General features: G+C 66.3%; 25 protein-coding genes and 2 tRNA genes. 6 read left to right on the top strand and 21 right to left on the bottom strand.

Translation table 11 applies throughout. The annotated features are described in order from the left end of the window. Window positions 1-513 precede the first annotated feature (513 nt). From BSTEL_RS10560 to BSTEL_RS10530, 7 genes are all read right to left on the bottom strand, one after another. On the bottom strand, window positions 514-1,206 hold the full coding sequence (locus BSTEL_RS10560) for an L-ribulose-5-phosphate 4-epimerase (protein ID WP_034530237.1): 693 nt from the start codon (window positions 1,204-1,206) through the stop codon (window positions 514-516). Window positions 1,207-1,286: 80 nt separating this feature from the next. Further along, entirely contained in the window at window positions 1,287-2,930 is a 1,644-nt protein-coding gene (locus tag BSTEL_RS10555; RefSeq protein WP_034530235.1) for a xylulokinase, read from the bottom strand. 244 nt (window positions 2,931-3,174) lie between these two features. Next, window positions 3,175-4,287, bottom strand: a complete 1,113-nt coding sequence (locus tag BSTEL_RS10550) for a LacI family DNA-binding transcriptional regulator (protein ID WP_034530233.1) — start codon at window positions 4,285-4,287, stop codon at window positions 3,175-3,177. 182 nt (window positions 4,288-4,469) lie between these two features. After that, window positions 4,470-5,237: a ribonuclease HII gene (locus BSTEL_RS10545; RefSeq protein WP_034530230.1), complete on the bottom strand. Its 768-nt coding sequence runs from the start codon at window positions 5,235-5,237 to the stop codon at window positions 4,470-4,472. Then, the gene (gene lepB, locus BSTEL_RS10540; RefSeq protein ID WP_084686281.1) at window positions 5,237-6,124 is read right to left on the bottom strand and encodes a signal peptidase I; all 888 of its coding nucleotides are present in this window, start codon (window positions 6,122-6,124) and stop codon (window positions 5,237-5,239) included. The genes BSTEL_RS10545 and lepB overlap by 1 nt, the downstream gene beginning before the upstream one ends. Window positions 6,125-6,331: 207 nt before the next feature. Then, window positions 6,332-6,688, bottom strand: a complete 357-nt coding sequence (gene rplS / locus BSTEL_RS10535; RefSeq protein ID WP_034530228.1) for a 50S ribosomal protein L19 — start codon at window positions 6,686-6,688, stop codon at window positions 6,332-6,334. A gap of 248 nt (window positions 6,689-6,936) precedes the next feature. Beyond that, complete coding sequence (locus tag BSTEL_RS10530) at window positions 6,937-7,950, bottom strand: LacI family DNA-binding transcriptional regulator (protein ID WP_034530253.1); 1,014 nt, start codon at window positions 7,948-7,950, stop codon at window positions 6,937-6,939. A 275-nt stretch (window positions 7,951-8,225) separates the two neighbouring features. Here BSTEL_RS10530 and BSTEL_RS10525 point away from each other — a divergent pair, with 275 nt between their 5' ends. Together BSTEL_RS10525 and BSTEL_RS10520 are read left to right on the top strand one after the other, a co-directional pair. Beyond that, window positions 8,226-9,485 (top strand): MFS transporter, encoded by a 1,260-nt coding sequence (locus BSTEL_RS10525; RefSeq protein WP_034530226.1) that lies wholly within the window; start codon window positions 8,226-8,228, stop codon window positions 9,483-9,485. 116 nt (window positions 9,486-9,601) lie between these two features. Next, window positions 9,602-11,191: an alpha-N-arabinofuranosidase gene (locus BSTEL_RS10520; RefSeq protein WP_034530223.1), complete on the top strand. Its 1,590-nt coding sequence runs from the start codon at window positions 9,602-9,604 to the stop codon at window positions 11,189-11,191. Between the two features lie 25 nt (window positions 11,192-11,216). On the opposite strand, the gene BSTEL_RS10515 is transcribed toward BSTEL_RS10520, so the two are convergent. The 11 genes from BSTEL_RS10515 to BSTEL_RS10465 all read right to left on the bottom strand — a co-directional run bounded on the left by BSTEL_RS10515 (window position 11,217) and on the right by BSTEL_RS10465 (window position 19,923). Next, window positions 11,217-11,657: a DUF1893 domain-containing protein gene (locus BSTEL_RS10515; protein ID WP_051923076.1), complete on the bottom strand. Its 441-nt coding sequence runs from the start codon at window positions 11,655-11,657 to the stop codon at window positions 11,217-11,219. Then, entirely contained in the window at window positions 11,650-12,237 is a 588-nt protein-coding gene (locus BSTEL_RS10510; protein ID WP_034530222.1) for an ECF transporter S component, read from the bottom strand. Before BSTEL_RS10510 ends, BSTEL_RS10515 begins: the two co-directional genes overlap by 8 nt. 109 nt (window positions 12,238-12,346) lie before the next feature. Further along, window positions 12,347-13,273, bottom strand: coding sequence for a DUF362 domain-containing protein (locus BSTEL_RS10505; protein ID WP_202962088.1), 927 nt, complete (start codon window positions 13,271-13,273; stop codon window positions 12,347-12,349). Between the two features lie 88 nt (window positions 13,274-13,361). Next, window positions 13,362-14,192 (bottom strand): hypothetical protein, encoded by an 831-nt coding sequence (locus tag BSTEL_RS10500; RefSeq protein WP_034530221.1) that lies wholly within the window; start codon window positions 14,190-14,192, stop codon window positions 13,362-13,364. Between the two features lie 154 nt (window positions 14,193-14,346). Next, entirely contained in the window at window positions 14,347-16,047 is a 1,701-nt protein-coding gene (gene pgi / locus BSTEL_RS10495; RefSeq protein WP_034530219.1) for a glucose-6-phosphate isomerase, read from the bottom strand. Between the two features lie 238 nt (window positions 16,048-16,285). Then, on the bottom strand, window positions 16,286-17,287 hold the full coding sequence (locus BSTEL_RS10490; RefSeq protein WP_034530218.1) for an AEC family transporter: 1,002 nt from the start codon (window positions 17,285-17,287) through the stop codon (window positions 16,286-16,288). A 62-nt stretch (window positions 17,288-17,349) separates the two neighbouring features. Further along, window positions 17,350-17,430 (bottom strand) — tRNA-Leu (locus BSTEL_RS10485). 100 nt (window positions 17,431-17,530) lie between these two features. Beyond that, window positions 17,531-17,606 (bottom strand) — tRNA-Thr (locus tag BSTEL_RS10480). A 99-nt stretch (window positions 17,607-17,705) separates the two neighbouring features. Beyond that, window positions 17,706-18,428: a non-canonical purine NTP pyrophosphatase gene (locus BSTEL_RS10475; protein ID WP_034530216.1), complete on the bottom strand. Its 723-nt coding sequence runs from the start codon at window positions 18,426-18,428 to the stop codon at window positions 17,706-17,708. 45 nt (window positions 18,429-18,473) lie between these two features. Then, on the bottom strand, window positions 18,474-19,238 hold the full coding sequence (gene rph / locus BSTEL_RS10470) for a ribonuclease PH (RefSeq protein ID WP_034530214.1): 765 nt from the start codon (window positions 19,236-19,238) through the stop codon (window positions 18,474-18,476). A gap of 58 nt (window positions 19,239-19,296) precedes the next feature. Next, the gene (locus BSTEL_RS10465; RefSeq protein WP_034530212.1) at window positions 19,297-19,923 is read right to left on the bottom strand and encodes a Pr6Pr family membrane protein; all 627 of its coding nucleotides are present in this window, start codon (window positions 19,921-19,923) and stop codon (window positions 19,297-19,299) included. Window positions 19,924-20,222: 299 nt separating this feature from the next. On the opposite strand from BSTEL_RS10465, the gene BSTEL_RS10460 reads away from it, so the two are divergent. Further along, window positions 20,223-21,542: a nicotinate phosphoribosyltransferase gene (locus BSTEL_RS10460; protein ID WP_034530210.1), complete on the top strand. Its 1,320-nt coding sequence runs from the start codon at window positions 20,223-20,225 to the stop codon at window positions 21,540-21,542. 62 nt (window positions 21,543-21,604) lie between these two features. Here BSTEL_RS10460 and BSTEL_RS10455 read toward each other — a convergent pair whose 3' ends face one another. After that, window positions 21,605-21,940, bottom strand: coding sequence for a hypothetical protein (locus BSTEL_RS10455; protein WP_034530208.1), 336 nt, complete (start codon window positions 21,938-21,940; stop codon window positions 21,605-21,607). A gap of 218 nt (window positions 21,941-22,158) precedes the next feature. Between BSTEL_RS10455 and BSTEL_RS10450 the strand changes: the two genes are divergently transcribed. Next, entirely contained in the window at window positions 22,159-22,815 is a 657-nt protein-coding gene (locus BSTEL_RS10450) for a hypothetical protein (protein ID WP_034530207.1), read from the top strand. Between the two features lie 12 nt (window positions 22,816-22,827). On the opposite strand, the gene BSTEL_RS10445 is transcribed toward BSTEL_RS10450, so the two are convergent. Next, the gene (locus tag BSTEL_RS10445) at window positions 22,828-23,259 is read right to left on the bottom strand and encodes a MerR family transcriptional regulator (RefSeq protein ID WP_034530205.1); all 432 of its coding nucleotides are present in this window, start codon (window positions 23,257-23,259) and stop codon (window positions 22,828-22,830) included. Between the two features lie 217 nt (window positions 23,260-23,476). On the opposite strand from BSTEL_RS10445, the gene BSTEL_RS10440 reads away from it, so the two are divergent. Beyond that, complete coding sequence (locus BSTEL_RS10440) at window positions 23,477-24,487, top strand: aldo/keto reductase (RefSeq protein ID WP_034530202.1); 1,011 nt, start codon at window positions 23,477-23,479, stop codon at window positions 24,485-24,487. A 6-nt stretch (window positions 24,488-24,493) separates the two neighbouring features. Here the strand turns inward: BSTEL_RS10440 and BSTEL_RS10435 are convergent, their stop codons facing one another. After that, on the bottom strand, window positions 24,494-24,820 hold the full coding sequence (locus BSTEL_RS10435) for a DUF3039 domain-containing protein (RefSeq protein ID WP_034530246.1): 327 nt from the start codon (window positions 24,818-24,820) through the stop codon (window positions 24,494-24,496). 230 nt (window positions 24,821-25,050) lie between these two features. Here BSTEL_RS10435 and coaD point away from each other — a divergent pair, with 230 nt between their 5' ends. Next, the gene (gene coaD / locus BSTEL_RS10430; RefSeq protein ID WP_034530201.1) at window positions 25,051-25,581 is read left to right on the top strand and encodes a pantetheine-phosphate adenylyltransferase; all 531 of its coding nucleotides are present in this window, start codon (window positions 25,051-25,053) and stop codon (window positions 25,579-25,581) included. The last annotated feature ends 158 nt before the right edge of the window (window positions 25,582-25,739 follow it).

The following is a 25,739-nucleotide window of genomic DNA, read 5'->3' as shown; positions in this document are numbered from 1 at the left end:
CGAGATGGAATCATTGCGGACGGTTGTCTGATCGGAACAACGGAAACCTCTTCTTGTCTATATCGATGCGCCGCCGCCGGGCGATTCCGCGCATGCTTCGCATCCCCGCGTMGTTTCACGGGAAACACACGGGGACGGCATCATCGGCGGGAAGTCGAGCGCCCCTAACGTCCGGGCCCCGACGGCAACGAAAAACCGCATGCCCCATGGCGGAGAATGCGCCAAAGGCATGCGGTTATCAAGTCGAGATGTGACCGTAGTACGTTTTCCGTTTTTTCGTAAGCGAGCCGGGCGTGTCGCGGGAGATCCAGCGCGAGGGACCTCACGCACAGGAACCTCCCACGTGTGGGAACCTCCCCCACCCGGCTTCGCCGGGAGCCCCCTCCAGAGGGGGCCAAAAGAAAGGCCTCGCCGAAGCGACACCGGTCCGGCGCGTGTGGCCGCAAGGCGCACCGAGGGAAGGCGTGCGAAGGCACGTCGACCGAGGAGCAACGCCGCGGACACTCCGCCGGATCAGTGCTGGCCGTAGACGTTCTGGTAGCGGTCGTTGAGCTTGTCGATGTCGGCCTGGTCGATCTCGATGATCTCACCGAGCTGCTTGGCGGCCCACATCGTGTGCGCAACCTCCTCGGTCATGGCGGCGGCCTTCACCGCGCCCTCAGCGTCCTTGCCGATCGTGAACGGGCCGTGGTTCTGCATGAGGACGGCCGGGGACTTCGGGTACTTCTTGAGGGTCTCGACGACGCCCTTGCCGATGGCCTCGGAGCCGATCAGACGGAACGGGCCGACCGGCACGGGGCCGCCGAACTCGTCGCCCATCATCGTCAGGCCGCACGGGATGTTCTGGCCGGTGGCCGCCCACGCGGTCGCGTACGTGGAGTGCGTGTGCACGACGCCGTAGACGTCAGGCATGTTGCGGTAGATGTAGGCATGGGAGGCGGTGTCGGAGGACGGGGCTTCGGAGCCGTCGACCACGTTGCCTTCGAGGTCGCACACGACCATCGAGTTCGGGGTCAGGTTCTCGTAGCGCACGCCGGACGGCTTGATGACCATGAGGTCGGCGGTATGCAGGCGCTGGGACACGTTGCCGGCGGTCCACACGACCAGGTTCCACTTGATCAGCTGCTGGTGCAGGTTGGACACGACCTCGCGCACCTGCTTGACTTCGGCGCGGACCTCGGGACCATAATCAGCCAGAGTTGCCATTGTTGGTTTTCCTTTCCGATTTGGATTGACGTTTACGAAAATCTTCGGTTGTTTGGGTTGGCTTGGGACTCGGCCCGCGCTTACTTGTCTTCGAGGTCGATGCTCTCGATGGCGGTGTGCTCGATGGGCAGGCCCTTGCTGAAGCGCGCGAAGAAGTCCTCGAAGCCGACGACGTCGCCCGCGTAGGGCTCCTCTGTGGTGGATTCTGCGTCCTTGAAGACGCAGCCGTCGAGGTAGTCGGCGAGGTTGTCGTGGGCCTCATCGGTGTGCCACAGGTAGTCGGCGAGCACGGCCATGCCCCATGCGCCGCCTTCGGCCGCGGTGGACATGACCTTGATCGGCGTGTTGAACGCGGCGGCGAGGATCTTCTGGGCCACCTTCGGGGTGGTGAAGATGCCGCCGTGGCCGACGAGGGAGTCGATCTGCACGTGCTCCTGCTTGGTCATGACGTCCATGCCGATCTTGACCGGGGAGAACGCGGAGAACAGCTGGGCGCGCATGAAGTTGCCGAGGGTCATGTTGGCTTCGGGGCTGCGGGCGAACAGCGGGCGGCCTTCCGGCAGGCCGGCAAGGAATTCGCCGGAGCGGAACGGGTAGTTGAGGAGGCCTCCGCAGTTGGCGTCGACGTCGTCGGCGATGGCGGCGCGGAACAGCGTGCCGTACAGGGTGCCGGCGTCGACCGGATTGCCGATGGCCTTGGCGAACTGGCCGAACAGGCCGACCCACGCGTTGAGGTCGGAGGTGAAGTTGTTGGCGTGGCTCATGCCCGCGAGGTCACCGGCCGGGGTGGTGACGAGGTCGACTTCCGGGTGGAGGGCCTTGAGCTTGTGCTCGAGCACGACCATCGCGAAGATGGAGGTGCCGGCGGAGACGTTGCCGGTGCGCACGCGCACGGAGTTGGTGGCGACCATGCCGGTGCCGGCGTCGCCTTCCGGTGGGGCGAGCACGACGCCCGGCTGGAGCGCGCCGGACGGGTCGAGCAGCTTGGCGCCTTCGGCGGTGAGTTCGCCGGCCGGGGTGCCGGCGACGAGCGGCTTCGGCAGCAGGTCGGTGAGCTTCCACGGCTGGGCGGCGACTTCGGGCAGCGCGTTGAACTTCTCGATGAATTCGGTCTCGTAGTCGTGGGTGGTCGGGTCGATCGGGAACATGCCGGAGGCGTCGCCGACGCCGAGGACCTTCTGACCGGTGAGCTTCCAGTGGACGTAGCCGGCGAGCGTGGTGAAGTACGCGACCTTGCCGACGTGCTCCTCCTTGTTGAGCACGGCCTGGTAGAGGTGGGCGATGGACCAGCGTTCGGGGATGTTGTACTGGAACAGCTCGGAGAGCTTCTTGTGGGCTTCGGAGGTGTTGGTGTTCTGCCAGGTGCGGAACGGCACGAGCAGTTCGCCGTCCTTGTCGAAGGCGAGGTAGCCGTGCATCATGGCGGAGAAGCCGATGTGGCCGATGTGGGTGAGGGTCTCGCCGTAGGCGGTCTTCACGTCGTTGGCCATCGAGGCGTACGCGGTCTGGAGGCCCTTCCAGATCTCCTCCTTGGAGTAGCTCCACAGGCCGTCCTCCAGATGGGAGGCCCAGCCGTAGTCACCGGAGGCGATGGTCTTGTATTCGTCGTCGATCAGGACCGCCTTGATGCGCGTGGAACCGAATTCGATGCCCAGCGAGGTCTTGCCGGCGCGAATCTTCTCCGCGATCGTGGCGACCTGCTCGGAGGCGTTCGTTGCTGCCATTCTGTGGACTCCTTCTGACCGGCCGGCCATCACCGCCCGATCGTCGTTCCTTGGGCGCTGACCTCACCCCTTCCCTGGGTGGTCGTTAACGCTCACAATTTCCGTATTCATTGTAACGGCCCCAGCGCCGTATCACAACCCCGACGTGCCCTGAAAGATAACGGTTTGATAACAGGTTATCGGGTCGTCCGATACCTCCCGCGCGCTCCCCCGGCACCGGCGAAGGCGGCTGCGCCGGCCCGTCTCACAGGCGCGGCACCGGTCCGAGCGACGTGCGGTCGCGCACCGTGGCCGGCACCAAGCCCACGCCGTGCTGCGTGTTCGGCAGCGACGGCTCCTGGCCTTCGCCGAGCAGACGCAGCACCTCGCGCATGGCGGCCGTGCCCAGCCCCTCGAAGTCGGGGCGCACGGTCGTCAACGGCGGGAAAAGGTTGTCCATGCCGGTCATGTCGTCGAAACCGACGAGGCTCACATCCTGCGGGATGCGCAGGCCGTGCTCCTGCAGGGCGCGAGACACGCCCACCGCCTGCGCGTCATTCGCGGCGACGACCGCGGTCGGCAGCTTCGCACCGGTCACGCCGGCCGTGTCGATGAGACGGTTCATCTTCGCGTACGCCTCGCCGGCCTCCCACGTCTCGCAACGCATCACCTGCGTCTGGATCGACTCCGCGCCGGACAGCGTCTCCCACGCGGCCTGTCGCGTCGCGGCGTCGCGCCAGTCGCGCGGGCCCGCAAGATAGAGGACGCGGCGATGACCCGCCGACTTGACCAGCCGCATCACGTCGGCCATCGCGCCCCACTGGTCGATGCCGACGAACGACGTGCGCGCCAGATCCTCAGCGGACAGCAACGAACGCGCCTCGCGCATGCTCATGCCGCCGTGCGTCGAGGTGACGATGACGCGCGGCTGGCTGACGCGCGCGCGGCAGGCGACGTCGAGCATCACGTCGGTGGGCGTCAGGAAGATGAACGCATCGACGTTCTGCTCGTTGAACGTGTCGATGAGGTCGTCGAACTCGGCCTGCGTGCACAGCGCCTCGTGCACCATCATCACGCTCATGAACAGGCCATGGCCGCGCGCGATCGACTCGATGGAGGAGATCGCGGAGATCGGGCCGAAGAACTTGAGGCCGCCGGCGATGAGTCCGATCGTGCGGGACCGACTCGACGCCAGCGCGCGGGCGGAGTTGGAGGGACGGTAGCCGAGTTCGCGGATCGCCGCCTTGACGCGCGCACGCGTGGCGTCGGAGACATCCGGGGAGTTGTTGATGACGCGGGAGACGGTCTGGTGGCTCACTCCGGCGAGTTTCGCCACCTCGAACATCGACGGCCTTTTATTGGCGCGGCGAGCGGACATAACCTCTTCTCCTTTCGCGCGGCACTGCACTGACTTACGCAGTGTAGCGCGAAAACAGGCGCGACACGTGAACGTTCACACGCATGTCGCCCCGTATCGCGCGTGTCGAACCGTCCACGGCCGGGCACCGCACGCCGGTCGCGCACTGTCCGCACGCCATCCGCACGCCGGTCACGCGCCGGTCAGACGAGCTTCCAGGAGATGCGATGCAGGTCGCACGGTCCCTGCGCGGCGATCGCGGCCTTGTGCGCCGCCGTGCCGTAGCCCTTGTTGTGCGCCCACTGGTACGCCGCGTATTCCGGGCGCTCGGTGAGACGCTCCATCAGCCGGTCACGCGTCACCTTCGCGATGACGGCGGCGGTCGCGACGGTCGCGCAGGAGCGGTCGCCCTTCACCTTGGTGGTCACGTCGGCGGGAACCGGCACGTCGGGCGCGTCGAACGTGTTGAGCGCCTTGGTGATGTAGTCGTACGGCCCGTCGAGGATCGCGCCGACGCGCACGCGCCGCTCCCCCGCGGYGCCCGGCGTGTCCGCCGCGCCCGGCGCACCCGTCGCGCCGAGTCCCAGCTTCGACTCCGCCTCGGCGAGCGCGCGCAACGCGGCGATGCCGAGCGCGTGGCCGATGCCCCACTCGTCGATCTCCGCGTTGCTCGTTGCGCCGACCGCCCACGCGGCGGCCCAGCCGGTGAGCTCGTCGTAGATGGCCTCGCGGCGGTGTTCGGTGAGGAGTTTCGAATCGGCGACGCCGTCGGGCACCGCGAGAGCGGAAGTGGCGCCGGAGGCATCGCCGCCATCCGTCTTCTCTCCCGTCAGATCACGCGCGCGGATGATGGCGCATCCGACCATCGCGGGACCGGCGAGCGCGCCGCGTCCCACTTCGTCGAATCCGGCGATGAGGTCGTAGCCTTGGGAGGCGAGCTCCCGTTCGAGGTCGAGCGTCGGCGTGATCATCAGTTGCCCACACCGTCGTTCGCGTGCTTCGGGTCGATGGTCGTCACGTTCGCGTCGGACGTTCCCCCGGACGTGCCGGACGTGTCCGACGTACCGGACGTACCGGAATCATCGGATGTGCCGGTCGCGGCGGAGGCGCTCGCGTCCGGCACGTCGGCGAACACCTCGTGGTGCGCGTCGAGCGAGCCGAGACGGCTCAACGGCCAGTAGCGGCACAGTCCCACGCCGACCACGTTGCCGATGGGGACGAGACCGTGGTCGCCGTCGTCCTGATGGTAGCGGGAGTCGGCGGAGTTGGCGCGGTTGTCGCCCATGACGAAGACGTGCCCGGCGGTGACGGTCACGCTGAACGGGAACGCGCTCGGCTGCACGCCGTTCTTGAGGTAGGCGGTCTCGGTGATGGCGACGCCGTTCACCGTGATCGGCTTCCCGGCGCCCGCGCAGGAGACGGTGTCGCCGGGAAGACCGATGACGCGTTTGATGAGATAGTCGCCGGCGAGCGGACTCGTGGACTGCTCGTTGGCGAGCCAGCCGGCCGGATCATGGAAGACGACGATGTCGCCGCGTTCCAGCCCGAACGTCTTCGGCGCGAGCTTCAAGGTGACGACGCGGTCGCCGGGCTCGATGGTGCTTTCCATCGACCGTGTGGGAATCTCGTAGAAGCCGACGAGGAACACGCGGATGAGGATCACGACGAGAATCGGAATGCCGCACCAGATGAGCGTGTCGCGCCAGGAGAAGCCGTCGTCGCGACGGGCCCCGCGCGCCTGCCGACGCCGTGAGGCCGTCGTCGCGGCCGTCGATGCCGGCGGCATGGCGGTCGGGTCGACGCCGTGGTCGGCCACCTGAACGGTGTGACGGTCGCGCTCGTCGTTCTCGTATGGCATGTGCCCTCCTGTTTCCCGCGAAAACTCCATTCATCGTAATAGGGCGCATGCACACGCGTATGCCGAAGGCGTGACGCGCACGGAACGCACGGGTGCCGCCACCCTTGGGTGGTCGGAACGATGAAGACGCCGGAAATGCGAAACGATCCGGAACCGCGGAGGTTCCGGACCGTTCTGCATTGCGCGCGAGTCAGCGACTCAGGCGACTCACTTGGCGCGACGCTCGACGATACGAGCGGCCTTGCCGCGCAGCGCGCGCAGGTAGTACAGCTTGGCGCGACGGACGCGGCCCAGACGCACGACCTTGATGGAGTCGATGGACGGGGAGTGCAGCGGGAAGCGGCGCTCCACACCGGTGCCGAAGCTGATCTTGCGGACCACGAAGGTCTCGCGCACGCCGGCGCCCTGGCGGGCGATCACCACGCCGGTGAAGGTCTGGATACGGGAGTTGTTGCCTTCCTTGATCTTGACGTTCACGTCGACGGTGTCACCGGGACGGAAGGCCGGAATCTCCTCGGCCGGCTTCATGTGCTTGGCGTCGAAAGCCTCGATGGCGTTGACCATGATTGTTCCTTAGGTGCCGCCGCATATCGGCCACCGGACGGGGCGCGCGCACGACCCGCGTCGTTCCGCGGGCTCCGGGGACGTGTCCGCCTCCCGGCCTCGGTGCGCACACCGATGTTCCTTCCCCGCAGGTCTGCCTGCGAGGGGTGCCGATCCGCCGGGAATCGCGCCTCGGAGGCGGCCCGGCTGGACCTTGTGTGACAGGGGTTTATGCGGCGACCCCCGCCACGGCACAGCAATCATCCAATCTACCGCAGCTTGCGGACACTGTCGCGCACCACGAGGCTTGTGGCCAGTTCGATGTGGGTGGGCATGTCGCCGCTCCCGCCTTTGATGAGCGACATCAGTGTGGAGGCGCCGAATCGCGCCATCTCGCGCACGGCGTGATGGACGGTGGTCAGCGGCGGCAGCAGCATGCGGCTGGTGGGCAGGTCGTCGAAGCCGATGACCGACAGGTCCTCGGGGATGCGCAGCCCACGGTCCCAGGCGGCCGCGTAGACGCCCGCCGCCTGCATGTCGCTCGCCGCGAAGATGGCGGTGGGCGGCTCGACCAGGTCCAGCATCGCCCCCGCCCACCCGCGCCCGTCCTCGTAGCGGAACTCCCCCGAGGTCACCAACGCCGGATCGATCGGCAGCCCGGCCTGCTCCATCGCACCGCGGAACCCGTCCAGCCGGGCCGCGGCGGTCCGCAGATACGTGGGGCCCCCGATGAACGCGATGCGCCGGTGCCCCTGCCCGATGAGGTACTCGACACCCTCGCGCACCCCCATGTAGTCGTTCGACCCCACCGTGGGCACGTCCTTGGGCACGTCGCCCGTCGGATCGACGACCACGCAGGGGATGCCGGAGCGGCGCAGACGCTCCTCGGCCTCCTTGGGGAATTCGAACAACGGGATGATCACCCCGGCGGACCGCCTGGCGAGCACCTCCTCAAGCCACGCCCCGAAGTTCCAGTTCTCGCTGGTGCGCGCGGAGACCGCGGGGACGTACGGCTTGTCCAGTCCGGCGAGCACGCCGGTGAGCACCTCCTCCGACCACGGCGTGCCGAGGTCGTCGAGCAGCAGCTCGACGATGTTGGTGGTGGTCTCGCCCGTCCGGCGCCGGCGCCGGTACCCGCTCCTCTCCAGCAGCGCCTCGACGCGGGCACGCGTGGCGGCGGACACCCCGGCGCGGTTGTTGAGCACCTTCGAGGCGGTGGACAGGGACACCCCGGCCTCGCGGGCGATCTGGGAGAGTTTGGCGTTTCCGGGGCGTGCGGTCATGGGATTCACGATAGCGCGTCCCGCGGCGGCACGGGCCATGCCGTGGACAATGCCTCTTCATCACGAAAGCGATAGAAAGTGGTAAAGAAAGTTTCTTTCCGTGGACAGAAACTTATCTTCTGCCAAGAATCATTGATATTTCAGCCAACACGCCGTAATTGGCCTCACCAATTGTCAAGAATTATTGTTCAAAACAACAACGAAGTTTCTCTAAATAAGAGAAAGTTTCTACATGCGGTGCAGCGTTGTTAGAGATCGAAAGAAAGGACATCCCCATGTCAACCAGCGAAGCGACCACCACGGTGGGCATCTCCGATGAGATGCAGCCCAAACGACCGACCCGTCTCGGCGTCGCGCTGATCATCGGCCCCGCCTGCTGGCTCGGGCCATACGTCGGCGCCTCCGCCACCCTGCTGCCGGCCAGGATCGGCGAACTCGCCCCGGACAACAAGGTCGCGCTCGTCGCCACCTTCTCCGCCGTGGCCATGATCGTCGCCACCATCGCGAACATCCTCGCCGGCGCGCTGTCCGACATCACGCGTACGAAGCACGGCAAGCGCACCCCGTGGATCGTCGTGTGCTCCATCCTCTCCGGCCTGCTGCTGTGGGCGCTGTCCATCGCCCCGAACATCCCCGTCCTGCTCGGCGTATGGGCCGTCTACCAGGCGGTGCTCAACGCGGTCGTCGCCCCGATGGTCGCCCAGCTGGCCGACCGCGTCGCCCCGCGCTGGCGCGGCACCATCTCCTCCTTCTACGGCATCGGCATGGCGTTCGGCAACTACGGCTCCGGCATCATCGCCTCCCGCTTCCTCGGGAACGTCGGCACCGGCATCCAAGTGCTCGCCCTGATCGCCGTCGTCGGCGGCATCCTCTCCGCCGTGATCGCGAAGGAGCCGGGCAACCTCGACGAGCCGCGCGCCCGGTTCGACCTCGCCACCCTCAAGCAGAACTTCATGTTCCCGACGACCAACTGCCGCGACTACTACCTCGCCCTCGCCGGCAAGATCCTCATGGTCACCGGCCAGTACGTGATCGTCGGCTACCAGCTCTACATCTTCACCGACTACATGAAGCTCGACGACTCCGGCACGACGAACGCCATCTCCACCATGTCGCTCATCCTCATGATCACCGGCATCCTGTTCTGCGCCGTCGCCGGACCGCTCGTCGACAGGTTCCACCGTCTCAAGGCCCCGGTGGCCGTGACCACGATCATGCTCGGCGTCGGCGCGTTCTTCCCGTTCATCGAGGCCAAGCCGTGGACCATGCTCGCCTACGCCCTCGTCGCCGGCATCGGCATGGGCGCCTACAACGCGGTCGACAACGCCCTCAACGTGGCCGTGCTGCCCGATCCGAAGACCGCCGCCAAGGACCTCGGCATCATCAACATGGCCAACACGCTCGGCCAGGTGTTCGGACCGATGATCGCAGCCGGCATCATCTCCATGCTCGGCTACCGCGCCATCTTCCCGGCCGAGACGATCATCTGCGTGATCGGCGGCCTGCTGATCATGATGATCAAGCGAGTGAAGTGACGCCCATCCTCCTCCCCGACCGGCTCCCGCCCACATGAGGCGGGAGCATCCCATACCATCCGCATCCCTGCGATCCCCGGTAGACCATACGACCCATGACCCACGAGGCGACAACCATGACCGACAAGACGACCCCCCGACACGACACCACCACGACCATCGACGACTTCACCGCCGTCGCCGACGTCCCCCGACGACTGTTCGGCTCCTTCGTGGAGCAGCTGGGACGCGGCGTATACGGCGGCATCTACGAGCCGACCCACCCCACCGCGGACACGCTCGGCTTCCGCCGCGACGTGCTCGACCTCGTCAAGGAGCTCGGCGTGACCTGCGTACGATACCCAGGCGGCAACATCGTCTCCAACTACCGTTGGGAGGACGGCACCGGCCCGCGCGAACTGCGCCCCGTGCGCCGCGAACTCGCCTGGCACCAGACCGAGACCAACGAGGTCGGCATCGACGACTTCTACCACTGGAGCAAGGAGGCGGGCACCGAGATCATGCTCGCCGTCAACATGGGGACCCGAGGACTACAGGAGGCGCTCGACGAGCTCGAATACGTCAACGGCGCCCCCGGCACCTATTGGGCGGACAAGCGCGTCGCCAACGGAATCCCCGAACCGATGAACATCGCCATGTGGTGCATCGGCAACGAGATGGACGGTCCGTGGCAGGTCGGCCATATGACGCCTGACGAGTACGCGAGCGCCGTCGAGAAGGTCGCACACGCGATGAAACTCGCCGAGTCCGGGCTGGAGATGGTGGCCTGCGGCTCCTCCAGCGCCCAGATGCCGACCTTCGGCACATGGGAGAAAACGGTGCTCGCCCGCGCCTACGAATACCTGAGCTTCGTCTCCGCGCACGCCTACTACCACGATCAGGACCACGAGACCCGCAAGCCGGAGGGCATGCGCGAGTTCCTCGCCTCCAGCGAGGACATGAAGCGGTTCATCGCCACCGTGGCCGGCTGCGCGGACTACGCCAAGGCGCAGAACCACGGCGACAAGGACATCGCCATCTCATTCGACGAGTGGGGCGTGTGGTACCAGGACATCTGGCAGAAGCAGGAGGCCGAGTGGAAGGCCGCCGAGACCGAGGGCCTGCACACCGAACCGTGGCCGAAGGCCCCGCATCTGCTCGAGGACATCTACACGACCGCCGACGCGGTGGTCGAGGGCTCGCTGATGATCACGCTGCTCAAGCATTGCGACCGCGTGCGTTCCGCCTCCCGCGCCCAGCTGGTCAACGTCATCGCGCCGATCCGCGCCGAGGAGAACGGCCCGGCGTGGCGGCAGACCATCTTCTACCCGTTCGCGGAAGCCGCCAACCACGCCCGTGGCACGGCTTACGCCCCCACGATAGACGGTCCGACCTTCCACACCGAGACCTACGGCGACGTGCAGGCGTTGGAAAACGTCGTCACCTGGGATGAGGCCACGAGAGAAGGCCTGATTCTGGCGGTGAACCGCAATCCGGACGCCGCGCACGTCCTCGCCGTCGATCTGCGGTCGATCATCGGGGAGGACGCGGACGCCGTCACGGTGACGCACGCCCAGGTGCTGCACGAGGCCGACCCGTACCGCACCAACACCGCGGACGATCCGCTGGCGGTCACGCCGCGCCCGCTTGAGGTGTCCGCCGACGGTTCCACGGTCTCGTTCGCGTTGCCGCCAATCTCGTGGGCGGCGGTGCGCTTCACCGCATGATCCCCACCGCATGATTCTCAGATTCTCACCGCATGAGGCGGGCTACGGCGGCGCGGATGGCGGGTTCGGCGGAGGCCGGGTCGTCGATGTGCTCGACCGCGCGTTCGATGGGGCACATGCCGTCTCGTCTGCGGTTGAGGATGACGGGGACCAGCGTGCCGTAGGCGGCGTCGATGCCATGGGCGTGTAGGGTGGCGAATCCGGATTCGCTCATCGTGCGCGCCCATACGGCCTTGACGCCGAGTCGGGCGTAGAGCAGGGCGGCGCCCTTGCCGACCACACGGTCGGCGACGCAGAAACCGGCGAGGCCGCGGCCTTCGGCAAGCCATACGAGCAGCGGGCGCACGCCACGGCCCGTGCCGGTCAGCGTTTCGGTGTGGCCGTCCGCATCGGTGTGTACGGCCACGCAGCCGAGCGCGTCGTCGGCGAGCAGCTCGGCGCGGGCGCGACGACGATCGTCAGTCACGATGGCGGTCCACGACGAACATGATCAGCGGGATGAGCACCCATTGGAGCACGAGGCCGGGCAGACCGGTGCCGACGGCGGTCCACACACTCGCGACCGACATCTGCGCGTTGCCGAGCAGGGTGACGGCCACGGCGATGGCGAGCGCGTCGACCAGTCGTCCGCCGATCTGGGCGGCGACGAGCTTCGCCAGCCAGCCGAGCGGTGACGGCACGGCGGCGGGCAGGCGGACGCCACGCAGAAGCCCGGCGATCAGGCCGTAGGCGGCGAGTTCGACGACCATGAACGGAACCATCGGGGCCATCGGCATGCCGGTGATGAGGAAGCTCACGATCGGGGCGAGCGCGCCGGTGACGAGCCCGGCGAACGGACCGGCGAGGAGCCCGACAAGCAGCACGGGCAGGTGCATCGGCAGCAGGGTCTGGCCGATCATCGTGCCGAGGCCCATCGCCGCGCCGGCGAGGTGGAAGACCTGCGGCAGGGCGACGGCGGCCGCGACGGCAATGAGCGTGGCGACGGATTGGAACTTGACGGACGGCAGCGCGTATGTGCGGGCCGAAGTGGCGGATTGCGGTTGCATGACGGATTCCTTTCACAGGTATGATGCGGGATTGCTCCCCTGCGTGGGGTCTCTCCCCCAGTCGGCTTCGCCGACAGTCCCCTCGTCAGAGGGGGCGAATGGACAGAGCTCAGCGGGCGTCGAGATCGACGAACTGGTATTCGCGGCTGCCGAGGCCCATTTCGACGGCGTGTTCGATGGTGTGGATGCCGTGGCGCGATTCGATGCGCTCGATCAACGGTGCCTTGTTGTCGTGCGAGACGTACACCATGTCGACGCACGCCTGGTCGACGGCGACCGGGTCGAGCGAGGCGCAGATGCCGATGTCGTCCATGACGGGCGCGTGCGGGTTGCCGTCGCAGTCGCAGTCGACGGACAGGTTGTTCATCACGTTGACGAAGCACATCTCGCCCTTGAGCGTGTTGAACACGGCGGTGGCGGCTTCGGCCATGGCCTCGAGGAACGCGTCCTGGTCGCCGCTGAACGGGTTGGGCAGGATCTCGTCCTGCCCGGAGTGGAGGCGCTTCTTGCCGCGCGAGGAGGCCATGCCGATGGAGATGTTCTTCAGCGCCCCGCCGAAGCCTCCCATCATGTGGCCTTTGAAGTGCGAAAGCACGGCGTAGTAGTCGTAGTCCGGGAAGTGGGAGCCGACGATGTCGGCGGTGATGCGTCTGCCGCCCTCCACGGGGATCTCGATTTCGCCGTCCTCGTCCTGGATGTCGCAGGGGGCGATGTCGAGGAACCCGTGCTCCTTGATCGTCTTCCAATAGTGTTCGGTGGTGTCGCGGGTGCCCGCGTACGCTGTGTTGCATTCGACGATGGTGCCGTCGAGATGGTGGACGAGGTCCTTGATGAGCGCCGGCTGCAGGTAGTGCGTGTTGCCGCCTTCGCCTGAGCTGAGTTTGACGGCGACCTTGCCTTGCGGCTTCGCGCCGAGCGCCTCGTAGGCGCGCATCAGCCCGGCGGGGCTGATGTCGCGCGTGAAGTAGACCTTCGGCGCCATCGGATAGTCGGTTTCGTGGGTTCCGGGCGTCCTTCCCGTATCGGTCGTCGTCATGTGCTGCCTCCTTGCCTTCCATGATGGACTTCCGATTCAAGGATAGACGCCCGGGACGATTCACGGCAGACGATTCAGGTCAATCGGCTCACAGGAGCCAGTTGGTGGCGCAGGAGGCGAGGAACACGGCCAGTCCGAACCACATGACCGGCACCATGCCCATGCCGAGCCACGCGTAGGCGCCGGGCTTCTCCAGCGCGTTCCACCGTTTCGTGGAGACGCGCAGCAGCACGACGGCCAGCGCGACGAGCACGACGAACACCGTCCAGCCGACGGCGGAGGCGGCTTCGGGCTTCGACATGTCCGAGTACATGGCGGGCAGGAAGATCCACGAGGCGTCGCACAGCGCGGTGAGTCCGGCGGTGATGCCGACGCGCGTGTAGTCGGCGTCCTTGCCCTTGCCCCGCTGGAGGTTGGTCCACAGGAACGAGGCGGCGACGACGAGCGCCGCGGCGATGACGAGGTACGCGGCCCAGCGGAGGTACGTCATGTCCGTGTAGAACTCGCTGGGCAGCACGACGATCGCGGAGACCACGAACGTGACGGCGGCCACGGCGCGTCCGAAGATGGCCTGAGACTCGTCGCCGTCGAACGGCCATCCGACGATGAGCAGCATCGCGGCGGACATGGCGAGCATGCCGGAGCCGATGATGCCGCCGGGCGTCCTCACGCCGAGCGTGTAGATGATGCCGAAGAACAGCGCGTAGGCGATGAGCTGGGTGATGACGACGGTGAACTCGCCGTGCACGGTCATGCCGAATCCGGGCCGCCCGTTGCGCCCGCCGGTGTTCCGCGCGGGCTCCGGCGCGCCGGAACGCGGCCGTTCACGGCGTTCGCGCGTCCGCGGCGCGTCGGAACGGCCGCTCCGCGCGTTGCGACGTGCGGCCTTGCGTTTCTTCTGCGAATTGCTTGCCACCATGTGACTCTTGTCTCCTTTGCGCCGACGGCGCTGCATCGTATACGGATGATGCCCGGCGCCTTTCGACGCCGGGCATCATCATATGTTCCGATCCGGGACCGATGCTTCACCGGTCTCTCTCCCGCCCGGTTTCGCCGGGATCGGGGTCATGGAATCAGAACTCGCGGTTCTTGCGGTAGAACTCGATCAGGGACTGGGTGGAGGCGTCCTGGGCGGCGAGGGCCTCGTCGTCCTTGGAGATCGCCGGGGTGATCTGCTTGGCGAGCTGCTTGCCGAGCTCGACGCCCCACTGGTCGTAGGAGTCGAGGCCCCACACGGTGCCTTCGACGAAGGTGATGTGCTCGTACAGGGCGATGAGCTCGCCGAGCGCGAACGGGGTCAGGGCCACGCCGAAGATGGAGGTGGTCGGACGGTTGCCGGTGAACACGCGGGCCGGGACGATCTCCTCCGGCGTGCCCTCGGCGCGCACCTCGTCGGCGGTCTTGCCGAACGCGAGCGCCTTGGTCTGCGCGAAGTAGTTGCCGAGGAACAGCTCGTGCACGTCCTGGTCGCCGTCCTTGGTCGGGTTCGGCGTGTTGACGAACGCGATGAAGTCGGCCGGGATGAGCTGGGTGCCCTGGTGAATCAGCTGGTAGAAGGCGTGCTGGCCGTTGGTGCCCGGCTCGCCCCAGAAGATCTCGCCGGTCTCGGTGGTGACGGGGGTGCCGTCCCAGCGCACGGACTTGCCGTTGGACTCCATGGTGAGCTGCTGCAGGTAGGCCGGGAAGCGGTGCAGGTACTGGTCGTACGGCAGCACGGCGTGGGAGGCGGCCTTGAAGAAGTTGCGGTACCAGACGTTGAGCATGCCGAGCAGCACGACGACGTTCTTCTCGAACGGCGTGTTGGCGAAGTACTCGTCAATCTCGTGGAAGCCGTGCAGGAACTCCTCGAAGCGGGCCGGGCCGAAGACGACGGCCAGGGAGGTGCCGACGGCGGAGTCGACGGAGTAGCGGCCGCCGACCCAGTTCCAGAAGCCGAACGCGTTGGCCGGGTCGATGCCGAACTCCTCGACCTTCTCCAGGTTGGTGGAGACGGCGACGAAGTGCTTCTTGATGGCCTCGGCCTTCTGGGCCTCGTCGTCGCCGGAGATGGCGCCGTTGGCGACGAGCTCCTCGAGCAGCCAGGTGCGGGCCTCGCGGGCGTTGGTCAGGGTCTCCAGCGTGGTGAAGGTCTTGGAGACGATGATGAACAGGGTGGTCTCCGGATCGAGGCCCTTGGTCTTCTCGGCCAGGTCGTTCGGGTCGATGTTGGAGATGTAGCGGGCGGAGATGCCGGCGTCCGCGTACGGCTTCAGCGCCTCGTACGCCATGACGGGGCCCAGGTCGGAGCCGCCGATGCCGATGTTGACGACGGTCTCGATCTTGCGGCCGGTCACGCCGGTCCACTTGCCGGAACGCACGTCGTCGGCGAAGGCGTAGATCTTGTCGAGGGTCTCACGCACGTCCTTGACGGTGTCCTGGCCGTCGACGATGTACTTGCCCTCGTCCTCGACCGGGCGGCGCAGCGCGGTGTGCAGCACGGCGCGGTCCTCGGTGTTGTTGATGTGGACGCCGCTGTACATGGCCTTGATGCGCTCGTCGAGCTTGACTTCCTTGGCGAGGTGGACGAACAGCTGGAGAGTCTCCGGCTTGATGAGGTTCTTGGAGAGGTCGAAGTGCAGGTCGCCGGCGTCGAAGCTGAGTTCCTTGACGCGGTCGGTGTCTTCGGCGAACCACTTCTTGAGGCTGATGCCTTCGGCCTGAAGCTCGTCGTAGTGCTTCTGCAGGGTGACCCACGCCGGGGTGGTGGTGGCGTCAACAGGAGGATTGATGGCCATGGATTCCATTCCTTTCATCATTGATTGGAGACGGCGTGCGGGCCGCTTGCATCTCGGTTCGCCTACCGTTCCGTATCACGCAACAGAATACTCACAAAAGCGGACACAAGAACACAAAAAGAACACCGGACTACGCGACGGCGACGTAGCGGTGAACGGGAGGGTGAACGGAGCGGTACATGGATGGGCGAACGGCTGGGCGGACGGGAGGACGAACGGCGTGGCTGACGAAGCCGCGTCATACACCCATCAGCGCGTGGGCGGCGCCCATCATCACGAGGGCGATGATCGCGGTGAACGCGAGCGAGAAGCCGGCGAGCTTCGCGTTGCCGAGCACCTTGTCGGTGAACAGCGTGGAGAAGATCGCAATCGGCGCGATCACGCAGATCACGAGCACCGCGCGGATCTCCGCGGTGAACGGCAGCAGGAACCAGGCGACGCACGCGAACGCGACGGCGAACGGCAGACGCCACGCGACTACCGACAGCACCTCCTTGACGTCATGCCGGTCGCGCGGCAGGTCCATGAGCATGCCGACCATGAACATCGAGCAGAACGCGTTCGCCCCGCTCAGCGGCTGGGTGACGGTCGCGATCCAATCGGGGATGCGGATGTTCGCCGCCATGAGCACGACCATGAGCATGTAGGTGTCGAACGGGACGGATCCGAAGAAGCTTTTGAACACGTTCTTGGCGAAGGCGCGCCGGGCGAGACGCTTCGCGTCGCGGTCCTTCGGCTTCTCGCACGGCAGGGTGGGTGCGTCGCCGGCGTGCTGCTCGGCGAGCGTCTTGCCGGGTTGGATGTGCAGCAGCTGCTGGGTCATCACGTTCGTGCCGGCCGCGACCATGACGCAGTTGCCGATGTCGAACATGGCGGCCGGCACCACCGCGCCCGCACCCCAGAACGAGGTGACGACCGGGAAACAGAAGCAGCCGAGGTTGAAGCCTGCGCCGTTGAGCATGAGGAACGCGCGGTCAGCCACGTTGCGCCGGCGCGTGGTCAGGTAGATGAGGACGGGCGGGATGAGCGCGCAGCAGAAGCCGAACACGCTGAGCCACAGATAGCTCATGTCGTGCGGGTTCGTGGCGAACGAGTAGACGACCGCGCCCGGCAGCACGACGTTGAACTCGGCGGTCTGGATGACGCGGTAGTCCTTCGCGCCGAACAGGCCGAAGCGTTTGAACAGGTATCCGGCCAGGATGATGAGCAGCAGCGAGGCCGGGCCGAGTATCGCCGTCATGGTCTTCCCTCCCCACCCCGTGGCCATGCGGCGCCGGGTTGGGCGGGGCCCCGAGGTTTGCGTGCGCGAGATGGGACTCGAACCCACACGTCCGAAGACACAGGAACCTAAATCCTGCGCGGCTACCATTACGCCACTCGCGCGCAAGAAGACAATCTATCAGTCGGCTGGGAAAACAGGGCACGGTGCCGGAATACGAGCGGGAAACGAAAAACCCGGACTCGGCGAACCGAATCCGGGTGGTGGAGCCACTTGTCAGAATCGAACTGACGACCTGCTCATTACGAGTGAGCCGCTCTACCGACTGAGCTAAAGTGGCTTTGCGCTTGGGAAGCGTTCGCTACCCATGCACAAGAGAAAAAGTATAGGGGCCGTCGCATAAAACGCAACCCGGCGTGTCGCGCGCCGCATCCCCGCACTATCGCAACAGTGCCTCGATGGCCGGCACGAGCGCCTTCAGCGCCTTGCCGCGGTGGGAGATCGCGTTCTTCTCGGCCGGCGTCATCTCGGCGCTGGTCAGCGGCTCGCCCTCATGGTCGGGGTCGTCGCTGGTGCGTCCCGGCTGGTCGTCGGGCATGAAGATCGGGTCGTAGCCGAAGCCGTGCTCGCCGCGGGGCCGACGGATGATGCGTCCGGGCATCTCCCCCACCTCGACCGTCTCGGAGACGATCTCGTGGTGGGCGGCGAGCGCGGCCGCGTTCCCGGCTGCCACGGCGTCGCCGCCGGTCGCGTCCACCGCGTCGCCGGGCACGACGAGCGCGGCGGCGCAGCGGAAGCGCGCGGTGCGCTTGCCGTCCGGGATGTCTTCGATCTGGGCGAGCAGGAGCGCGTTGTTGGCCTTGTCGTGGCCGTGCGCGCCGGCCCAGCGCGCGGAGAGGATGCCGGGGGCTGCGCCCATCACATCGACGATGAGGCCGGAGTCGTCGGCGATGGCGGGCAGTCCGGTGCGGCGGGCCACGTCGCGGGCTTTGAGCAGCGCGTTCTCCTGGAAGGTGACGCCGGTCTCGACCGGGTCGGGCAGGTGCAGCGAGCCGGCGGAGACGAGCTCCACCCGCGCCGCGTCGTCGCCCAGGTCCTCGGCGAGGATGCGGCGGATCTCCACGAGTTTGCCTTCGTTGTGCGTGGCTACGACGAGTTTCATGCTGGTTCCTTCGTTCGGTGGGTCTGGTCGGTTCGTCGGATCGTCTCAGTCGAGGGCGAGCGCGGCGCGCTGGGCGGCCTGCAGCTCCTTGTTGCCCTTTTCGGCGAGGTCGAGCAGCACGCCGAGTTCGGCGCGCGTGAACGGACGGTGTTCGGCGGTGCCCTGCAGTTCGATGAACTCGCCGTGGCCGGTCATGGCGACGTTCATGTCGGTCATGGCCTGGCTGTCCTCCACGTACGGCAGGTCGAGCATCGGCGTGCCGTTGATGACGCCGACGGAGACGGCGGAGACGACGTCCTTGATCGCCTTGTCGGCGGACTTGATGTGGTGGTTGCGTTCCGCCCAGTTCAGGGCGTCGACGAGCGCGACGTACGCGCCGGTCACGGACGCGGTGCGCGTGCCGCCGTCGGCCTGGAGCACGTCGCAGTCGAGCTGGATCTGGTTCTCGCCGAGCGCCTTCATGTCGATGACGCCCCTTAGGCAGCGGCCGATGAGACGGCTGATCTCGTGCGTGCGGCCGCCGATCTTCCCCTTGACGGATTCGCGGTCGGTGCGCTCCTTGGTGGCGCGCGGCAGCATCGCGTATTCGGCGGTCACCCAGCCGAGTCCGGAGTCCTTGCGCCAGCGGGGCACGCCGGGGGTGAACGTGGCGGTGCACATGACGCGCGTGTTGCCGCATTCGATGAGCACGGAGCCTTCCGGCGCGTCGGTGAAGTGGCGGGTGATGCGCACGGGACGCAGTTCGTCGACCTTGCGTCCGTCCTGACGGGTGATGGAGCGATTGCCCAGCATGTCTGTGATTTCAACCATGATGCCCAGCCTACCCCACTTGGCCGGAACGGGCTCATCTCCCGAGGACCGTCCGCTTTCAGCCGAGCAGCTGCCGTTCGGGCAGGATGCGGTCGACGACGAACACGATGAGGCTCAACGCGAGGAACCCCAAGGCGAGTTTGCCGCAGTTGAGGCCGAACTGCGGCCATCCGAGCGCGGTCGGGTCGATGAACGCGTACGGGTACGGGCTGCCGCCGGCCGCCGGGCCCGATGTGGGGAACATGGCGGCGCGCACGAGCACGAACGCGAGGTACGCGGGGAAGTAGATGAGCCACGAGAACATGTAGTGCCACGGGAACCGGCGATGCGGGTCGAAGAGCACGAAGTCGACGACCGCCATGATCGGCGCAACGCGGTGCAGCCACGTGTTCGTCATCAATCCGAGCACCTGCGGCACGTAGGCGGGGTCGTCGGGCGGCATGAGCAGGAACGCGACCACGGCGGTGACGATCGCGTACAGGGTGAGGCACCCCTTCAGCCAGGCGGGCGGCTGGATGCCCTTCAAAATCGTGGCCGCGCCGGCCCACAGCATCACGAATCCGAGCGCGAATCCGGTCTGGAACGTGAAGTACGTCCAGTATTCGGGCCGGTGCCACGCCTCGTAGGTGCCGACGAAGCACATGCCGGCGATCGCCAGCCGCCACAATCCCGCGAAGAATCTCATATCCCCCAGTGTACGCGGCCGCCTTTCCCCACCCATCCCTCACCCCGACTCCCTCACCCCCCGCCCCGTCCACTCCCATGGTGCGGTAAACCTCCCATGGTGCGGTTCCGCAAATCCGCCATTTTCCAACGAAAATCGCTTACCGCACCATGGATGTTTACCGCACCATGGGAGGTTGGGGAGCTTGGGCGGGGAGCCTTGAGTGGGGACTGGCGCACTGTGGGCGACGGCGAGTAGGCTGGTTGGCAACGAAAACACCGAAAAAACACAGTGCAGTACCCACGGGCGAAGGAGAGAACATGGATTATTCACCGGCGTTGATGACCGACATGTACGAGTACACGATGCTGGACGCGTGTCTGAAAGACGGCACCGCGGACCGCAAGTGCGTGTTCGAGGTGTTCACCCGCCATCTGCCCGCCGGCCGCCGCTACGGCGTGGTCGCCGGCACCGGCCGCATCCTCGACGCGCTGGAACGCTTCCACCTCGATGACGAGGACCTGCGCTTCCTCGCCGACCGGCACGTGGTGAGCCCCGAGACCATCAAGTGGCTGGAGGACTTCCACTTCTCCGGCTCAATCAAGGGCTACCGCGAAGGCGAGATGTTCTTCCCGAACTCGCCGATCCTTGAAATCGAAGGCACGTTCGGCGAATGCACGCTGCTGGAGACGCTCGTGCTGTCCATCCTCAACTACGATTCGGCGGTCGCCTCCGCCGCCTCCCGCATGGTCTCCGCCGCGAAAGACCGCCCGTGCATGGACATGGGCGGACGCCGCACGAACGAATGGTCGGCCGTGGCCGCCGCCCGCGCCGCCGTGGTCGGCGGGTTCAAGGGCACGGCGAACCTGCTCGCCGCCCAGATGTACGGGCTCAAGGCGATCGGCACCGCCGCCCACTGCTTCACGCTCGTGCACGACAGCGAGCGCCAGGCGTTCGAATCGCAGATCGCCGCGCTCGGCAAGAACACGACGTTGCTCGTCGACACGTACAACATCGAGGAGGCCGTGAAGACGGCGGTCGAGGTGGCCGGCCCGGAGCTCGGCGGCGTGCGCATCGACTCGGGCGACCTCGCCCTGATGGCGCAGCGCGTGCGCAACCAGCTGGACGCGCTGGGGGCGACGAACACGAAGATCACCGTCACCAACGACCTCGACGAGTACGCGCTCGCCGCGCTCCAGACCGCGCCGGTCGACTCGTACGGCGTGGGCACGATGCTCGTCACCGGTTCGGGCGCACCCACCTGCGCGATGGTGTACAAGCTCACCGAGCGCGAGGGCGCGGACGGCACGATGCAGACGGTCGCGAAGAAGTCGAAGAACAAGGCGACCGTGCCGGGCCGTAAGCTCGCCTACCGCTCCTACGAGTACAATCTCGCCGACGTGGAACACGTGGTCTCCGGTTCCGAGGACCAGCTCGCCGCGTTCACACCGGAGGAGGGGTGGAAGGACCTGCTCGTGCCGTTCGTCGACCACGGCGAGATCGACCACCAGTGGCAGGGCCACGACGCCATCGTCAACGCGCACAAATACCGCGCGAAGGCCCTCGCCGAACTTCCCATCGCCGCCCAGAGCCTCATGCGCGGCGACCCGGTGATTCCTACTGAGATCACGGTTCTGTAGCACCGACTGCCCTTGCTCCCCCTTTCAGGGGGAGCTGGCCGCCAAGCGGCCTGATGGGGTAATCAGTACTCCAACTCCAACGGATTCACGGTACATTCGCTCAGCCATCGCGCCTTTTCCTCATCGCGCTCTGGCGAGGACGCGCCGTGGTCCGTCCATGGGAAAGGCTTGTCATCCGTCAACGCCTCGATGAGTTCATCGTCGCTGATGGACTCGTCGACGACCTCGTGCCTACGCAAACACCGCACGATGGCTGCCGCGTCGACATCCTTCCCCGGATCGGTCCGCTCGCCGACCCAAAGCACCTGCATGTATTCCAATCCGCTGCTTTCCATGCATGCCTGATCATCGATGGCATACTGCCGATCCCACGCATCAAGAGCCGCGGGGTTGTGCATAGTGTCCGGGTCCACTGCGGTGTCACCGCCCCCACATCAGCATATTCCCCTGTCACCAATCGCCCACGGAGCGCTGTCATCCTCATGGTTACAGGCGTCTTTCCCTCTGCGGCGCATCTTCCCTACCATGGGTGGCACGCCCCGAACGGGCGGAATCCACGCCGACATCGCAGTCGTCCCACGCACCCCACCCATCCGTCCCCTCGAGATCGGAGCACATGATGAACGGTCATCGTAGACGCGTCGCTTGCGTCATCGTCCCGCTTATCGCGGCACTCGCCTCGTGTTCCTCCGCGCCCTCCTCGCAATCCGGCACGGCATCCGAACCGGAATTCACCGGCGCATATGCGCAGGATTACTCCCAAGCGTACGAGCAGGCGAAACGGAACCATAGCGAGTTCGCCGTCGAAGCGCTCTCCGATGGCGAACTCGCCGAATCGGAGGTGCAGGAATCGGCGGATCGCTACGTGCAGTGCATGGCCGACAAGGGCTACACCGCCACGAAGTCCATCGACGGGTCGGGGGATGTCTATCATCCCGACCAGCCCCTCGACGAGGCGTGGACCACGCGTATGGAACGGGACATGCATGACTGCGACGTCCAGTCGGGCATTCTCTATCTTTCCGCCCTGTGGCAACAGGAACGGACCAACCCCGACGGCAAGAACGACACATCCATGGTCATCGACTGTCTTCGCCGGCATGATGTCGTGGACGATTCCATGAGCGACGTCCAAATCGAGCAGGAGCTGAACGGCGGAACCGACGGCGCAGGCGGTTTCTCATGGATTCCATATGACATGGCCGACCCGAACTACGACGCGGACAAGGCCAAATGGCTTCAGGAGTGCCAGACCAATCCGCGCGGATTCTAAGGTCGGACCGGCTCAGCAGTCGATGGTGTAGACGCGGGTCTTGTAGTCCTTCCAGTCGGGAAGGGCCTCCCCCGCGTCGAGCGCGCGCTTGATGTCGCCGTAGTAATGCAGTTTGCGCTGCACGTGCATCGCGGCCTCGTCGAGTGCGCGACGCTGCTCGTCGAGCGTCTTCCTGCGCGATTCGAGCAGGTCGAGGATCTCGTCGATGTGCGCCGGCTCGTCCTGCTCGTAAGTGAAGAACCGTTTCAGGTCATCGATGGTCATGCCCGCGTTCTTGAAGCAGCAGATGGCGCGCAGCCGGTTGATGTGGCACTCCTCGTATTCGCGGCGTCCGGCCGTGTCTCGCCCCACGTTCGTGAGCAGTCCCTGGTCCTCGTAGTACCTCAGCGTGGAGGTCTGCATGTGGAAGCGTTCCGCCACCTCGCGAATCGTGTACGTCGCCATATCGTCCCGTTCCTTTCCGTTTTCGCCGTCGTCGTGATTGCCGTCGCGACCGCGCGTCCGCGGCGATTCCCGCCGACGGCGCGTCATCGCGCGTCGTCGCGGCATCGCGCCGTCGCGCGACACGCCGCGGACGCCGACTTGCGTTCAAGTCTACTTGAATTGCGACGATGATTGCGTAACCACGGAATAATCACGGAAATAACCGCAAGGAGCATCGATGCTGGAAGCGACCACCACCTACACGCCGGCCGAAGACCGCTACGACCACATGACCTACAACCGTTGCGGGGCGTCCGGCCTCAAACTGCCGGCCGTCTCGCTCGGATTCTGGCACAACTTCGGCGACCTGACGCCGTTCGAGCATATGAAGAAGCTCGTGTTCACCGCGTTCGACAACGGCATCACGCACTTCGACCTCGCCAACAACTACGGCCCCGAACCCGGCCAGGCCGAGAAGAACTGCGGACTGCTGCTGAACAAGTACTTCAAGGCGCACCGCGACGAGCTCATCGTCTCCACGAAGGCCGGCTACGAGATGTGGACGGGCCCCTACGGCGACCACGGCTCGCGCAAGTACCTCATCGCCTCGCTCGACCAGAGCCTGACCCGTCTCGGTCTCGACTACGTGGACATCTTCTACCACCACCGCCCGGACCCGGACACCCCGCTCGAGGAGACGATGGGCGCGCTCGCCCAGATCGTCGCCTCCGGCAAGGCGCTGTACGTCGGCCTGTCCAACTACGACGGCCCGACGATGGAGAAGGCGGCGGCGATCCTTGACGAGCTGCACGTGCCGTTCGTCATCAACCAGAACCGCTACAACATCTTCGACCGCACGATCGAGAACAACGGTCTCAAGGACACGGCCAAGCGACTCGGCAAGGGCCTCATCACCTTCTCGCCGCTCGCGCAGGGTCTGCTTACGAACCGCTACCTCGACGGCGTGCCGGCCGACAGCCGCATCGCCCTCGACCCGCGCTTCCTCAAGGACTCCGCGCTCACGCCGGAACGCCTCCAGCAGATCCGCGAACTCAACGACATCGCGATCGCCCGCGGCCAGACGCTCGCCGAGATGAGCCTCGCCTGGCTGCTGCACGACGGCGTCGTCACCTCCGTGCTCGCGGGCGCCTCGAAGCCGCAGCAGATCCTCGACAACATCGGCGCGCTGAAGAACACGACGTTCAGCGACGAGGAGCTCGCCAGGATCGACGAGATCTCCCTGCGCTGACCCAACTCACCAGCCGCGCATCTCGTCGTAGATGCGCTTGCAGTCGGGGCAGACCGGGTACTTGGACGGGTCGTGCTTGGGCACCCACACCTTGCCGCACAGCGCGACCACCGGCCGCCCGGTCATCTGCGATTCGGCGATGCGGTCGCGCGAGACGTAGTGCGCGAAACGATCCGCGTCACCGTCGTCGGAGCGGCGTGTCTCCTCCTTCTCCTCCGGGCGTTCGAGCACCGCGGTGCCGGCGCCGGCGTCCGGGTCGGACAGCGGCGACGACGTGTCCGCGTCGAGGAAGGCGGCGACAAGCCTGCCATCGTTCAGATCATCGTTCATCATGGCGACCTCCTGCGTGACCATTTGACCATTCCGGCCTTATATACCGCCCACCATCATAGTTGCCGCCATCACGTATCCCCGTCATCGCACGCGGCCGTCGTATAGATCCGCCACCACGTCCCCGTCGCCGCACATCCCTCCCACCGCCGCATCCACGCCGCCGCATCCCCGTCGCCTCGACGCGTGGCATCGCCGCGACGTGACGGCGCGACGCGGTAGGCTAGTGAGCCATGACCATAGCAGTGTGCCCCGGCTCGTACGACCCCGTGACCGCCGGACATCTTGACGTAATCGAACGCAGCGCGCGCTTCTTCGAGGAAGTGCATGTCGTGGTGGCGGTGAACGCGGCGAAGACGCCGATGTTCCCCACCGAGACCCGCGTCGACGTGATCCGCCGCGCCCTTGAGAAGGACGGCTGCACGAACGTCGTCGTCTCCTCCACGACCGGCCTCATCACCGACTATTGTCGTCAGGTGGGAGCGACCGTGATCGTGAAGGGACTGCGGCAGAACGGCGACTACGAGGCGGAACTCGGCATGGCGCTCGTGAACCGCAAGATCGGCGACGTGGAGACCGTCTTCCTTCCCGCCGACCCGGTGCTCGAACACATCTCCAGCTCCATCGTCAAGGACGTGGCGCGTCACGGCGGCGACGTGACCGGCATGGTGCCCGACTGCGTGGTGCCGATGCTCACCGAGGCGCTGTCGCGGGAGGCGGCGGCGCGTGACGCGATCGCGTCGAAGGAAAGGAACGCATCATGACCGATGCAACGTATGACGGCAATCAGAGCGGCGCGGACGACGCGCAGGCGCGTCCGGAAGGATACGTGGATCTTACGGCGCAACCCGGCGCCGCGCCGTCAGCGACGGGCGACGGCGGTTCCGCGCCGGTCACGTTCGAACCGATGATCGCGCCGCCG

Origin of the sequence: Bifidobacterium stellenboschense (genome assembly GCF_000741785.1) — a bacterium.
Classification (GTDB): domain Bacteria; phylum Actinomycetota; class Actinomycetes; order Actinomycetales; family Bifidobacteriaceae; genus Bifidobacterium; species Bifidobacterium stellenboschense.
This window is presented reverse-complemented; position numbering and strand designations above follow the sequence as displayed.